Source organism: Rubrivirga sp. SAORIC476 (assembly GCF_002283555.1).
In the GTDB taxonomy this organism is placed as follows: Bacteria; Bacteroidota; Rhodothermia; order Rhodothermales; family Rubricoccaceae; genus Rubrivirga.
The window spans coordinates 1860315-1872932 of the sequence record NZ_MVOI01000003.1 but is presented as its reverse complement, the minus strand read 5'-3'; the positions used below and the strand labels follow the sequence as shown (position 1 = coordinate 1872932).

The following is a 12618-nucleotide window of genomic DNA, read 5'->3' as shown; positions in this document are numbered from 1 at the left end:
GCCTCACTTCCAGCCCTCGTGCATCTGGGCGCCGAGCCCGAAGGTGGGCCCCTGGACGACCGACCGTCGCGGCCACACGAACGCCCCACCCTGGACGCGGATCGGGACGAGGACCCGCGCGGTGTCCCCCAGCGCCACCGACGGCCCGGCCTGCCCTGCGACGTGGACGGCCAGCCCGCGCTCCGTCGCCGCGGTGTTGGGCCGCCGGACCTGAGCGTAGCCCACGTGGAGCGTCGCCCGGCCCTGCACCATCCGGTCCTCCCGGGAGGCGGTCGTCACGAACACCCCGGCTGTCGACAGGTGCGTGATGGCGTGCGACGAATCGCGGCCTGCGGCGAACAGGAACCGCGACCCGGAGCCGACCCCGACGCCGAGCCCGTTCTCGAATGTCTTCCGAACGGACAGGCCCGGCGGGATCCCGAGCAGCGGAAAGCCCGCCGCGGCCGGCCCACCGATCACGAGCATGGCGGGCAGGTCCACCCCGATGGAGGCGTCCACTCCGTGTCCGAGCCCCACCCCGACCCAGGCGCCCACGTCAGGGTTGGGACGGTTCTGCATGTCGAACGCGAGCGTGACGCCCGTCACGACCTCGCCGCCCTTGAGCGCCGGGAGGGTCTCCGGCGGGAGACCGGAGCAGGCTGTCAGACTGGCTGCGGTCACGAGGAGAAGCAGGCGCATGAGCACGGAGAGGGGGCTCCCAAAGCTGCGGCTCTCGAAGCGCACGTCCCTGGTGCAGACGCCCCACCTCTCTCTGGGTCGGGCGGACCCCACACCCGATGTCGCGCGTCGGAGCGGCCTACGTCCCTCCCTCCCTCTCCGCACCTCGATGGCCTCCCTCGCTGGCAAGACGATCTTCCTCACCGGCGGCAGCCGCGGCATCGGCCGGGCCATCGCGCTCCGAGCCGCGCGTGATGGCGCCAACATCGCCATCGCGTCCAAGACGGCCGAGCCGCACCCCAAGCTGCCCGGCACCATCCACACGGTCGCCTCCGAGATCGAGGAGGCGGGCGGCCAGGCGCTGGCCCTTCAGGTCGACGCCCGCGACGAGGACCGCGTCGCTGAGGCCATCGCGGAGACCGCCGAGCGGTTCGGCGGCATCGACATCGTGGTCAACAACGCGAGCGCCATCTTCCTCGCGGGCACCGAGGCGACCCCGATGAAGCGGTTCGACCTCATGCAGAGCGTCAACACGCGCGCCACGTTCTGCGTGACGCAGGCCGCCCTGCCCCACCTCCAGGCGAGCGCGAAGGCCGACCGCGATCCCCACATCCTGGTCCTCAGCCCGCCGCTCAACATGGACCCGAAGTGGTTCGGCCCGCACGTCGCCTACACGATCTCGAAGTACGGCATGTCGATGTGCGTCCTCGGCTGGGGCGAGGAGTTGAAAGAGGACGGCATCGCCGCCAACGCGCTCTGGCCGCGCACCACCATCGCGACCGCTGCCGTCCGCTACGCCCTCGGCGGGCAGGCCATGATCGACATGAGCCGCACGCCCGACATCATGGCCGACGCTGCGCACGCGGTCCTGACCATGCCCTCCTCTCGCACGGGCAACTTCTTCCTCGACGACGAGGTCCTCGCCGAGGCGGGCGTCACCGACCTCTCGGGCTACGCCGTCACGCCCGGCGCGACGGAGTTCATGCCGGACCTGTTTCTGTAGCGGGTTCGGGGTTCAGGGTTCGCAAGGACCCACACCCTGCGAACCCTGACCTTGAACCATGAACCCTGCATTTCAGCCCGTCCGCCTCGAAGCCTCCGCCGAGGACCAGACGCTCACCGTCGGCTGGGCCGATGAGCACGTGTCGACGTACTCCTACGAAGGCCTCCGCCGCGCCTGCCCGTGCGCCGAGTGCCGGGGCGGGCACGCGGGAATGGCCGAGCCAGTCGACCCGATCGTGTTCGAACTGCCCTCGCTGATGACGTACGAGATCGAGGAGCTGCGCCCGGCGGGCCACTACGCGCTCCAGATTACCTGGGGCGACGGTCACAGTTCGGGCCTCTTCCGGTGGGAGACGCTGCGAGGGTATGGGTGAGGCCACACGGCCGGGCAACGCATCCGTCGAGGTGGTGTCTCTGACTTTCCCCCCTCTGCCCCGGACAGGTTCGATGGCCTCGACTCACCGTTCTGTCGCCTGCCTGGCACTCGCCCTGGCCGCAGCGGGATGCACGAGCGACGACCGCCTGGCTGCGGAGAGCGCCGCCTCCTGGCCTGTGACGACGCTGGCGTTCGCAGCGCTACGCCATCATGCAGACACCGGGGACTGGCCATCCTCCGCGCAGGCCCTGGCGGCGTATGACTCGACAGGGTGGGCCGGATACGCCGGCCGAGACATCGGCTTTCGGCCCGACGGGCTGCGAGAGCTCGGAGTCGACGTCATCGACGACAGCACCGCCGAGCTGACGTTCGCATTCGACAGCTTGGACGTGGAGCAAGACACCTATGCCCACTACGTGGACGAGGAGACGGACGGGTACGGAGCCGCCGAGTGGATCGCGTACCGGCCGCTCGTGATCCGCGCCACCGGGACCGTCGTGCTCGTCGGCAACGGTCAAGGAGGCCGGGGATCTATCGAGATCACCGAGGCCGAGGTTCGGCTGCCGGACTCTGGTCGTCTCCTTCACCTTCGGGGCCTCCACCGAGACATCGCCACGTTCGTCTCCAACGGTCGACTGTACCTCCACTGACCGGAGTCGGCGCGGCGAGGCTGCGGAGCGCATGTCCAGAGCGGCCGGAAAGGCGCCCTTGTCCGCCTCGGCCCCGAGGCGGGCCTACCCGAGCAGCAGGGGCAGCGCCACCCCCGCCACCCAGAAGCCGACGAACGTCCCCAGCGCCGTCCCCAGCGAGCCTACCAGCACGGCGGGCAGCACGAGGTCGTCGCGGCCCAGGCTCCGCGCCAGCGCCAGCGCCGACGTCCCCCCGCCGACGTTGGCCTGCGACGTGACCGCCGCGATGGCGAGGTCCACCCTGAACACCCGCGCGACCCCGAACACCACGAGGCCGTGGACGGCGACCGCGATGGATGTGAACGCCAGCAGCGTCATTCCCAGGCTGCCCAACCCCCGCAGCGCCACCACGTCGCAGAACGCGCCGACGACCGCCAGGAACAGGTAGACGCCCACCATCCCCAGCAGCCGCGCGCCCTTGAGCCGGGCCGCGATGGGGAACTGGGCGATCACGAGCGCCACCACCGTCAGGATCAGGATCCCCGGAACGGCCATGCCCGCCGCGGCGAGTGCGCCGGCCGCCCACTCGGAGACCCACAGCGCGCCCAGTCCCAGGCCCAGAATCAGCCCGAGGTCGAGTGGATGGAGCGTCTCCGTGTCGTCCTCGATGCCCAGCAACGGCCCCTCCGCCGCAGCCGGCGCATCGGCAGCGGCGGTGCGCGTGGGCCAGAATGGTATCAGCAGGCGCGGGAGCGCCAGTGTCGCCATGATCCAGACCGTCGTCACGATGTTGTCGACGGCCACGGCCCCCGCGAACAGCGGCCCGTCCTCCATGACGCGGTACCCGATGGCGACGGCGTTGAAGTTGAGGCTCCCGCCCGTGTAGGTCCCCGCGAACATCCCCCCGAGCGCGTTGAACGACGGGCCGATGGTCTCCGGCCCCTTCACCACCCACATCCCCACGAGCACGCCCACGGCCGTCGCCGCCGTCCCGATCAGAAACATCCCGACGACGGCCGGACCGGCCCGCAGCACCGCCCGCAGGTCCACCCCCAGCAGCAGCCAGAAGATGCTCAGCGGCGCCAGGATCGAAAAGATGCCGTCGTAGACCGGCACCGGCGCCTCGGCCGTCGAGCCGGTCGGGATCAGTCCCAGGTTGGCGACCACCGCCGTCAGCAGGATCACCAGCAGCGCTGACCCGATGTGTCGCGCGGGAGTCTTCCGCACCAGCCACTCACTCAGGGCGACGAGTCCACACAGGACGGCGGCGACGAACAGGCTGGCGGACACGAGCGAACCGGGAGACGAATGGCCAAGATCGGTCTTCCGGCCGGCTTGGCGACCTCCATTCTCGGTTCCATGACCGCCGGGAGGTACTCGACCGGTCTCGGGACCTGACAGTCGCCTTCCGGGCGAGTTCGGGGCCTACTCCAAGAACTACGGGCGCACGGACACGACGACGAGCCCCGTCCCGGTCTCATTGTCGGCGCGGAGGTCGACCGCGTTGAGGGCCAGCCCGACCGGCCCGCCCACCGCGTACCACGCGCCCACCAGCGGCGCCGTCAGCCAGCTCGCGTTGAGGGCCTGGATGGGCCACTTCACCAGCAGCCGCCACGCCGCCGAGCCCGCCGGGCCGTACGCGTAGGCCGTCTCGACCACCGTCAGCCCCGCCGTCTCCAGCTTCTCGGTCAGTTCCGCGAGCGGGTACCCATCACGGACGTGCTCGCCGATGAAGCTCTCCTCTCCCTCCGCCGTTACGCCGCTCCCTCCCTGGTCGCTCGGCGTGTTGACGATGAACACGCCGCCCGGCTTGAGCGCCGCCAGCACGTTCCGAAACACCGCCCGATCGTCCTCGATGTGCTCCATCACGTCCACCGAGAGTGCGAGGTCGAACGCGTCGGCATACTCCAGCGGCAGGGTCAGGTCGGCCTTCTCGAACGCGACGCGCCCCGCGTACGGCGTCTGCGCCATGAACGCCTGCGCCCGCTCCAGGTAGTCGTCCTTGATGTCGACGGCGGTGACGGTGACGTTCGGGAACGTGTCCAGCAGCCAGTAAGCGTACTGCCCGAAGCCCGTCCCCGCGTCCAGCACGCGGACGGGGCGGTCGCCCATCGCCGCGATCCGCTGGCGAAGGGCCCGCCGGACGTACCACGAACGCAGGAAGACGGTGTCGAGGAGCCGGTAGAAGGCCTTCGTGCGGGTCGGCGTCTTCCAGAAGAAGGCGCCCAGCCGGTCTTTGACGGGGTCGTAGTCCACGGTCGAATGCGAGGAGTCGGCCAGATTACGCCGCCCGCTGCGGGGCGAGGAATCGGCTTCGGTGAAAGGTCTCTACCTTGATGGGCTTCCCTGGCCCGCTGATGACGTCGTACACCCTCCTTCCCCTCGGCGAGTTGGCGCGTGTGACCGTCGAAGGCCAGTTCGATCTCGCCTCCACACAGGCCCTCGTGCTGGACATCGCACGGGATGCCGGTGCAGCCGGGAAAAACCTTCTCGTCGACATCCGAGGGGTTCGGAGCCGGCTGTCCTTCCCCGACGTCTACCGGGTCGTGCAGGTGGTCCTGGAGCACCCCGAGGCGTACAGTGGTCGCATCGCGCTGCTGGACGACTACAACGCGCAGTTCGAGAAGGCGCAGTTCTTCGAGGCCTCGTCCTCGGTGGCTGGGATTCAGGCCAGGACGTTCCTCGAGGAGTCGGAGGCCATCGCCTGGCTCCACGGACCGGCCTAGAGTCTGGCGAGGTCCTCGACGGCCTCGGCGAGAGCCGTCCACGAGGTCGACTGACGGGCCCGGCGGACGCCCTCCTTCAACTTCTCCCCCAGCCCCTCGTCGACGAACCGGACCAGCGCGGCGGCCAGCGCGGCGGGGTCCTCCGGAGGAACGACGAGCCCGGCCTCGCCGTCGGGCACGATCTCGGCCAGCCCGCCGACGTCGGTCGTGATAACCGGCCGCTCGAAGTGAAACGCGATCTGGGCGACCCCACTCTGTGTGGCCGTCACGTACGGCTGCACGACCGCGTCCGCCGCGGAGACGTACAGCCCAACCTGGTCGTCGGGGATGTAATCCGCATCGAGGCGCACGCCCTCCAGCGCGTCGATCTGCGCGCGGAGCGTGGCTTCGTCGGCGTAGAACTCGCCCGCGACCACCAGCACCGCCTCGGGCACGCGGCGGCGGACACCGGCCCAGGCATCGAGCAGCACGTGCAACCCCTTGTAGCGGCGGATGAAGCCGAAGAACAGGAAGACGGGGACGTCTGCTGGCAGCCCGAGGCGGGCGCGGGCGTCGGCCTTCGGCGTCGGGTCCCCGAACGTGTCGTAGGCCGGGTGTGCCCGCTGGCGGATGGGCGCGGTGATGCCGAGCGTCGCCAGGTCCTCGCGTACCTGGTCGCTCAGCACGATCAGCCCGTCACAGGCCGAGAGCCCGTAGCGGCTCAGCGCGCGGTCGCCCGGACGCCGCTCGTGCGGGATCGCGTTGTGGACGACGGCCACGACCCGGATGCCCCGTTTCCAGAGTCGGCGCGCGATGACACCGAACGCAGGGCCCATAAATGGCATCCAGACCTGGAGCACCGCCACCTCGGCGCCCGCGTCGGCGACGTGTCGAGCGGCGCGAAACCATGAGCGCGGGTCGATGGAGTCGATCAGCCGGGGCGCCACCGGGAGATCCGGAGACGGCGGACCGTCCTCGTACTGCGTTGTGCCGGGAAAGAGCGCCTCCGGGTACTGACGCGAGAAGGTGACCGCCGAGACCTCGTGCCCGCGCGCGGCCAGCGCCCGTGCCACCGACGCCTGGAAGTGGGCGATGCCGCCGCGGTACGGCCACGCCGGACCGATCAGAGCGATCCGCGCCACGCGCTACGCCCGCACCCCGGCGGGCTCCGGGGCCGCCTCGGCCGGGAGGATCTCGCCCGTCACGTCGTAGCGGTCCGCCCGCTCCATCTCGGGCCGCACGATCATCTCGCCGAGCAGTCCGGCGAGGAAGGACTGGGCTCCCAGCAGGATCAGCATGACGCCCAGCAGGAGCAGCGGGCGCCCGCCGATGCCCGCGCCGAAGACCAGCTTCTCGACGGTCAGGTACACCAGCACGAGGAAGCCGAGCAGAAAGCCCAACGTGCCCAGTCCCCCGAAAAACACCATCGGCCGGCGCGCGAACCGCGTCAGGAAGACGACCGTGATCAGGTCGAGGAAGCCGCGCAGGTAGCGCTCCAGGCCGAACTTCGTCGTCCCGTGGATGCGCTCGCGGTGGTTGACGACCTGCTCTTCGATGGCCGTGAACCCCTCCCACTTCGCCAGCAGTGGGATGTAGCGGTGCAGCTCACCGTACACACGGACGCTCTCGATCACCTCGCGTCGGTACGCCTTGATGCCTGAGTTGAAGTCGTGCAGCGGGATCCCCGACAGCCAGCGCGTGACCTTGTTGAAGAACTTGGACGGGATGCGCTTCTCCCAGGGATCGTGCCGCTTCCGCTTCCACCCGCTCACGAGGTCCGCCCCGGCGTCGAGGCGGGCGACCATCTCGGGAAGCTCGGCCGGGTCGTCCTGGAGGTCGGCGTCGAGGGTGGCGACGCAGCGGCCGTTGGCCCGACGGAAGCCCGCTGCCAGCGCGGCGCTCTTGCCGTAGTTGCGCCGGAAGCGGACGCCCGCGAAGCGCCGGTCGGCGCTGTGGAGGTCCTGAATCGTCGCCCACGACCCGTCGTCCGAGCCGTCGTCAACGAGCCAGACCTCGAAGGAGAGGCCCGCGCCGTCGAGCGCCGCCCGGATCTGGTCGGCCAGCTCGGGCAGGCTCTCGGCCTCGTTGTAGGCCGGAACGACGATGGACAGGTCGGGGCGCATGGCGAGAGGGATACGAGGCGCGGGATGCGGGACGGGGACGGAGCACTCGGCCCACCCCTCCGTCCCTCTCCATCCCAGATCCCTCTAGGTATCGATGGTCGCGTACTTGGCGTTGCGCTCGATGAACTTGCGCCGAGGCTCGACGGCGTCGCCCATGAGCGTCGAGAACGTCTTGTCGGCCGCCGCGGCATCGTCGATGGTGACGAGCTGCAGCATGCGGAACTCGGGGTCCATGGTGGTGCTCCACAACTGCTCGGGGTTCATCTCGCCGAGCCCCTTGTAGCGCTGCACGCCGACGCCCGCGGCGCCGCCCATGTCCGCGATGGCCTCCTGCAGTTGCTGGTCGGTCCAGGCGTAGACCTCCTTCTTGCCCTTCTTGGCGCGGTAGAGGGGCGGCAGCGCGATGTAGATGTAGCCCGCCTCGAGCAACGGCCGGAGGTAGCGGTAGATGAACGTGAGCAGGAGCGTCCGGATGTGGGCTCCGTCCACGTCGGCGTCCGTCATGAGGACGATCTTGTGGTAGCGGAGCTTCTCGTCGGAGAACTCGTCGGCCCCGGCGGCGATCTGGACACCCAGCGCGGTGACCATGTTCTTGATCTCCTCGTTGTCGAGGATCTTGTCGAGGCGGGCCTTCTCGACGTTCAGGATCTTGCCGCGCAGCGGCAGGATGGCCTGGAAGTGGCGGTCGCGCGCCTGCTTCGCCGAGCCGCCGGCGGAGTCTCCCTCCACCAGGTAGAGCTCCGACTCGCTCGGGTCCTTCGACGCGCAGTCGGCCAGCTTGCCGGGCAGGCCGCCGCCGCCGAACGCCGACTTGCGCTGGACGAGCTCGCGCGCACGGCGCGCCGCCGTCCGCGCCTGCGCGCTCAGGATCACCTTCTGCACGATCGTCTTGGCCTCGCGGGGGTGGTCCTCCAGCCACTCGCCGAGCTTCTGAGCGACGAGGCTCTCGACGGCGCCCTGGACCTCGCCGTTGCCCAGCTTGGTCTTGGTCTGGCCCTCGAACTGCGGCTCCTGGACCTTGACGCTCAGGACGGCTGTGAGGCCTTCCCGGAAGTCGTCGCCGGAGAGGTTGACCTTGGCCTTCTTGAGGAGCTCGTTCTTGTCGGCGTAGCTCTTGAGCGTCCGCGTCAGCGCGCGGCGGAAGCCGGACACGTGCGTGCCGCCCTCGTGCGTGTTGATGTTGTTGACGAACGACAGGACGTTCTCCTGGTAGCCCGTGTTGTAACGCATCGCCAGCTCCACGGGCACGTCGGCGTCCTCGTCCTCGATGTGAATCTCGCCGTCGAAGAGCGACTCGCGCGCCTCGTCGAGATAGGCCACGAACTCGGCCAGGCCGCCCTCCGAGTGGTACGTCTCGGCGCCCAGCGCCTCGTCGTCCTCGCGCTCGTCGGTGAGTGTGATCGTGATGCCCTTGTTGAGGTACGCCAGTTCACGCATGCGTGAGGCCAGCGTGTCGAAGCGGTAGACGCGGTCGAAGAAGATGCTCGCGTCCGGCTTGAAGCGGACCGTCGTTCCGGTCTCCTCGCCCTCGGTCATGTCGCGGACGCGGGTCAGCTCCTCGACCGTGTCGCCCTTCTCGAAGGCCATCTTGAAGACGCCCCCGTCGCGGCGCACCTGGACGTCGAGGCGGTCCGAGAGCGCGTTGACGCAACTCACGCCGACGCCGTGGAGGCCGCCCGACACCTTGTAGGTGTCCTTGTCGAACTTGCCGCCTGCGTGCAGGACCGTCATCACCACCTCGACGGCGGGCTTGCCCTCGGTGGGGTGCATGGCCACGGGGATGCCACGACCGTCGTCCGACACCGAGATCGAGTTGTCCTTGTGGATGACGACCTCGATGTGGTCGCAGTAGCCCGCGAGCGCCTCATCGATCGAGTTGTCCACGACCTCGTACACGAGGTGGTGCAGCCCGCGAACACCGACATCGCCGATGTACATGGCCGGGCGTTTGCGGACGGCCTCCAGCCCTTCGAGCACCTGGATGTTGCCCGCGCCGTAGTCGCCTCGCGCGGGCGCGCCGTCTCCGGCGGACGGCGGAACGGCGAGGGCGTTGGCGGGCGGCGTCGGCGTCTGGCCGTCGGGCGTGGCAGCGTTCTCGTACGGGCGGTCGGTAGCGGACATCGAGCGGGGGAGTCAGGGAGTGGCCGAGGGCCAGATCTATCGCAGCGTCAATCAGCCGAAAATACGGCCGGACGGGCCTCGCAGCCGTGATTTCTCGACTCACGACCGGCCCCACTCAACGCCTCGTCTCCGTGGATATTGACCCACTCGCACCCTGTTCACACCGTCGGGTCAGGCCGCCTCGGCGAGCGCGTCGCGCAGGTCACTCGCACGCGCCACGAAGTCAGCCAGCGCCCGCGCGTACGTGTCGGAGACCGCTCGCTGACGGGCCTCGGAGGCGAGCCGCCGGGTCGTCTCCACCACCTCCTCGTCGACGCCCGGGTACAGGCTGAGCAACTTCTGGTGGATCACGCTCAACGTCCGCCCGAGGTCGTCCAGCAGCGTGCGGTCCTCGAAGGCCTGCGCCAGCGCGGCCGCCTCGCTCTCGGGCGAGCGCACCACCACGCGCAGCCGCAGGCGGACCACCAGCGCACCGAGGTCGGCACGGAGCGCGTCCAGATCGGTGCGGACCGTCCCCTCCGGCTCCTGCGCGGAGGCGTCGCGCCCGGCCCGACGGTCGCCGATCTGGCGGGCCATCTGCAACGCCGACCGCGCCGCGGCCACCAGGGCGACGGCGTGAAAGGCGACAGCGGGGTGCGAGTGATCTCTCATCGGAGGCGGGGCCGGGCACAGGCCCGATGGACCCGTGCTCCGACGGTTACACGTTCAGGTAGCGGAGGAAGGCGGCAGCGCGCTCTTCCAGATCGTCCTCGGCCTCATCGAAGACGGCCGTGACGCGGTAATCGTGGTGGGCCATCACGTGGCGGACGCGCGCCGTGTCGGACACGTTCAGCTTGAGCGTCACCTGGACACGCCCCGCGCCGGGGTCGTCCTCCGTCGACACGGACAGGATGCGGACGCCGTTCTGTTCGATGATCTGGGCCACCTGACCGAGCGAGAAGTTGTCCCGTGCGGCGTCCAGCACCACGATCGCGCCCGGCTCCTCGGTGGCCAGCATGTGGGCGAGTTGCGCGAATACGTCCTGGCGGACGACGAGACCTTCGTAGACGCCCTCCTCGTCCACCACCGGGAGCATGCTCAGGCCGTGCTGGCGGAGCAGGTGGGCCGCGTCGAAGACGTGGGTATCCGGCCGGATGGCGACGGGCTCGCCCGCGACGAGCGCGCCGATCGGTGCCTCAGGGTCCGGGTAGGCGCGGAGAGCCGCCTCGGTCACCACCGAGTCGAGTCGGTCGGTCGGGTCGAGCACCGGCAGGTGCGCGAGATGGGCGGTCGCGAGCTCGACGAGCGCTTCGCCGACGGTGTCCGTCGTGGCGAGCGGGTCGAGCGGGCTGAGGAGGGAAGCAACGGTCATGGAACCGGTGGAGGGGGGACGACCGGGGCGGCAAGCTAGCATGCCCCGGTGTCCAATAGACGGGCAAGAGGCGTACCACACCCCGCGAGCCACCGTCGGTACGCGACCACTCGCCCCCCTCAGGGAGCCATTCAGGTAGATCCCGAACGGTGCGGCCGCCTGACAGCACCTCGCGAGGTCAGGCGTCGGGCTCGTCGGACAGCGTGGCGGGGTCAGCGGCGCCGTCGCCTGCCGTGGTGTCGGAGGGAGTGGTCCAGCGCAGGCTGCCGTAGCCCGCGAGCATCCGGTCGAGGTCCGGCGCATTCTTGGTCGACGCCCGGAAGTGCAGCCGGACGACGGCCACGGGCGGGGCGGTGGCATCGTAGGCGTCCTCGGCGAAGCCGAAGGTCTCCTCCAGCACCTCGGCGACGCTGTGGACGTGCGAGCGTGCCTTGGGCTTCGAGACCGGCAGCAGCGCCACCCGGTCCACGTAGTCGGCTTCGACGAGCGCGAGCGTGCGGGTGCGGAGCTCGTCCAGCCCGATGCCACGCCGGGCCGACACGAAGACGGCGTTGCCGAAGGCCGACTGGAGCTGATCGAGCAGCCCCGCGTCCTCCAGGGCGTCCACCTTGTTGAACACCATCAGCGTCGGCTTGTCCTGCGCCTCCAACTCGGCCAGCGTCTCGTTGACCACGCGGATGTGGTCCTCGGCGTTGGGGTGCGTGACGTCGACCACGTGCAGCAGGACGTCCGCCTCCCGCACCTCGTCGAGGGTGCTCTTGAAGCTTTCCACGAGGGCGTGGGGAAGCTTGCGGATGAAGCCGACCGTGTCGGCCAGAAGCACCGGCTTGTTGGTATCGAGGAGGATCTGGCGCGTCGTCGCGTCGAGGGTGGCGAAGAGGCGGTCCTCAGCGAAGACCCCAGCGTCGGCCAGGGCGTTCATGAGCGTGCTCTTGCCCGCGTTGGTGTAGCCGACGAGCGCGACGCGCGTCTGGTCGAGGCGTCCCTTGCGCTGGGTGGTCCGCTGGCGGTCGATCTTCTCCAGCTGGTCCTTCAGCACCGCGATGCGGTTGCCGATGAGGCGACGGTCGGTCTCGATCTGCGTCTCACCCGGCCCGCGCATCCCGATGCCGCCCTTCTGGCGCTCCAGGTGCGTCCACGCCCGCGTCAGTCGCGAGCGGAGGTACTGGAGCTGCGCCAGTTCGACCTGCGTCTTGGCCTGCGCCGAGCGCGCCCGGCTGGCGAAGATGTCCAGGATGAGCCCGGAGCGATCGACCAGCTTGACGTTGTTGTCCTCCGACTTGAGCGCCTTCTCCAGGTTGCGGACCTGCACCGGCGATAGGTCGTCGTCGAACACGACGAGGTCGGCCTTGTGCTTCTCGACGAGCTGGCGGAGTTCGTCGACCTTGCCCTTGCCGATGAACGTGGCCCCATGGACGCGCGGCAGGTTCTGAGTCAGCCGAGCGATGGTGTCCGCGCCAGCGGTATCGGTCAGGAGTTCGAGCTCGTCGAGGCCATCGCGGAGTTCGGCCGGAGTCGTAGCGGGCGTCTGCACGCCGACGAGGACGGCAGTCTCACGGGAGCGGGAAGTCGGTTGCGTCAAAAGGCGAGGTGTGGAGTCGACAGGATGAACGCACAGACGGAGCGAACGGTGCGGAGGGCCCGTGAAAGCTAG

Annotated in this window: 13 protein-coding genes; 4 read left to right on the top strand and 9 right to left on the bottom strand. The window is 69.6% G+C overall.

Features of this window, described 5'->3' with window-relative positions:
• Nucleotides 1-3: 3 nt before the first annotated feature.
• A complete protein-coding gene (locus tag B1759_RS09630) occupies nt 4-678 on the bottom strand; it encodes a hypothetical protein (RefSeq protein WP_095514793.1) in 675 nt (224 codons plus the stop codon).
• 148 nt (nt 679-826) lie between these two features.
• Between B1759_RS09630 and B1759_RS09625 the strand changes: the two genes are divergently transcribed.
• The 3 genes from B1759_RS09625 to B1759_RS09615 all read left to right on the top strand — a co-directional run bounded on the left by B1759_RS09625 (nt 827) and on the right by B1759_RS09615 (nt 2685).
• Nucleotides 827-1660 carry an NAD(P)-dependent oxidoreductase gene (locus B1759_RS09625; RefSeq protein ID WP_095514792.1) on the top strand — a complete coding sequence of 278 codons (834 nt, stop codon included), beginning with the start codon at nt 827-829 and terminating at the stop codon, nt 1658-1660.
• A 58-nt stretch (nt 1661-1718) separates the two neighbouring features.
• Nucleotides 1719-2033: a DUF971 domain-containing protein gene (locus B1759_RS09620; protein ID WP_095514791.1), complete on the top strand. Its 315-nt coding sequence runs from the start codon at nt 1719-1721 to the stop codon at nt 2031-2033.
• 73 nt (nt 2034-2106) lie between these two features.
• Nucleotides 2107-2685 (top strand): hypothetical protein, encoded by a 579-nt coding sequence (locus tag B1759_RS09615; RefSeq protein ID WP_095514790.1) that lies wholly within the window; start codon nt 2107-2109, stop codon nt 2683-2685.
• A gap of 84 nt (nt 2686-2769) precedes the next feature.
• Here the strand turns inward: B1759_RS09615 and B1759_RS09610 are convergent, their stop codons facing one another.
• Nucleotides 2770-3954: a DUF819 domain-containing protein gene (locus tag B1759_RS09610; protein ID WP_095514789.1), complete on the bottom strand. Its 1185-nt coding sequence runs from the start codon at nt 3952-3954 to the stop codon at nt 2770-2772.
• A gap of 147 nt (nt 3955-4101) precedes the next feature.
• The gene (locus B1759_RS09605) at nt 4102-4920 is read right to left on the bottom strand and encodes a bifunctional 2-polyprenyl-6-hydroxyphenol methylase/3-demethylubiquinol 3-O-methyltransferase UbiG (protein WP_095514788.1); all 819 of its coding nucleotides are present in this window, start codon (nt 4918-4920) and stop codon (nt 4102-4104) included.
• A 101-nt stretch (nt 4921-5021) separates the two neighbouring features.
• Between B1759_RS09605 and B1759_RS09600 the strand changes: the two genes are divergently transcribed.
• Nucleotides 5022-5390: a hypothetical protein gene (locus tag B1759_RS09600; protein WP_143537331.1), complete on the top strand. Its 369-nt coding sequence runs from the start codon at nt 5022-5024 to the stop codon at nt 5388-5390.
• Here the strand turns inward: B1759_RS09600 and B1759_RS09595 are convergent.
• The 6 genes from B1759_RS09595 to hflX all read right to left on the bottom strand — a co-directional run bounded on the left by B1759_RS09595 (nt 5387) and on the right by hflX (nt 12546).
• Entirely contained in the window at nt 5387-6511 is a 1125-nt protein-coding gene (locus B1759_RS09595; protein ID WP_095514786.1) for a glycosyltransferase, read from the bottom strand. The genes B1759_RS09600 and B1759_RS09595 overlap by 4 nt on opposite strands.
• Nucleotides 6512-6514: 3 nt before the next feature.
• Nucleotides 6515-7492 carry a glycosyltransferase family 2 protein gene (locus B1759_RS09590; RefSeq protein ID WP_095514785.1) on the bottom strand — a complete coding sequence of 326 codons (978 nt, stop codon included), beginning with the start codon at nt 7490-7492 and terminating at the stop codon, nt 6515-6517.
• 84 nt (nt 7493-7576) lie between these two features.
• Nucleotides 7577-9613 (bottom strand): DNA topoisomerase (ATP-hydrolyzing) subunit B, encoded by a 2037-nt coding sequence (gene gyrB / locus B1759_RS09585; RefSeq protein ID WP_095514784.1) that lies wholly within the window; start codon nt 9611-9613, stop codon nt 7577-7579.
• A gap of 171 nt (nt 9614-9784) precedes the next feature.
• The gene (locus B1759_RS09580; protein ID WP_095514783.1) at nt 9785-10264 is read right to left on the bottom strand and encodes a hypothetical protein; all 480 of its coding nucleotides are present in this window, start codon (nt 10262-10264) and stop codon (nt 9785-9787) included.
• A 46-nt stretch (nt 10265-10310) separates the two neighbouring features.
• Nucleotides 10311-10964 (bottom strand): CBS domain-containing protein, encoded by a 654-nt coding sequence (locus B1759_RS19260; protein ID WP_143537330.1) that lies wholly within the window; start codon nt 10962-10964, stop codon nt 10311-10313.
• 178 nt (nt 10965-11142) lie between these two features.
• The gene (gene hflX, locus B1759_RS09570) at nt 11143-12546 is read right to left on the bottom strand and encodes a GTPase HflX (protein WP_095514781.1); all 1404 of its coding nucleotides are present in this window, start codon (nt 12544-12546) and stop codon (nt 11143-11145) included.
• Between the last annotated feature and the right edge of the window lie 72 nt (nt 12547-12618).

Bases quoted from the DNA above. Each gene is read 5' to 3' on its own strand.
- B1759_RS09615 (WP_095514790.1), top strand. From the start codon at position 2,107: ATGGCCTCGACTCACCGTTCTGTCGCCTGCCTGGCACTCGCCCTGGCC.
- B1759_RS09580 (WP_095514783.1), bottom strand. From the start codon at position 10,264: ATGAGAGATCACTCGCACCCCGCTGTCGCCTTTCACGCCGTCGCCCTG.
- B1759_RS09600 (WP_143537331.1), top strand. From the start codon at position 5,022: ATGACGTCGTACACCCTCCTTCCCCTCGGCGAGTTGGCGCGTGTGACC.
- gyrB (WP_095514784.1), bottom strand. From the start codon at position 9,613: ATGTCCGCTACCGACCGCCCGTACGAGAACGCTGCCACGCCCGACGGC.
- B1759_RS09625 (WP_095514792.1), top strand. From the start codon at position 827: ATGGCCTCCCTCGCTGGCAAGACGATCTTCCTCACCGGCGGCAGCCGC.
- B1759_RS09630 (WP_095514793.1), bottom strand. From the start codon at position 678: ATGCGCCTGCTTCTCCTCGTGACCGCAGCCAGTCTGACAGCCTGCTCC.
- B1759_RS19260 (WP_143537330.1), bottom strand. From the start codon at position 10,964: ATGACCGTTGCTTCCCTCCTCAGCCCGCTCGACCCGCTCGCCACGACG.
- B1759_RS09620 (WP_095514791.1), top strand. From the start codon at position 1,719: ATGAACCCTGCATTTCAGCCCGTCCGCCTCGAAGCCTCCGCCGAGGAC.
- B1759_RS09590 (WP_095514785.1), bottom strand. From the start codon at position 7,492: ATGCGCCCCGACCTGTCCATCGTCGTTCCGGCCTACAACGAGGCCGAG.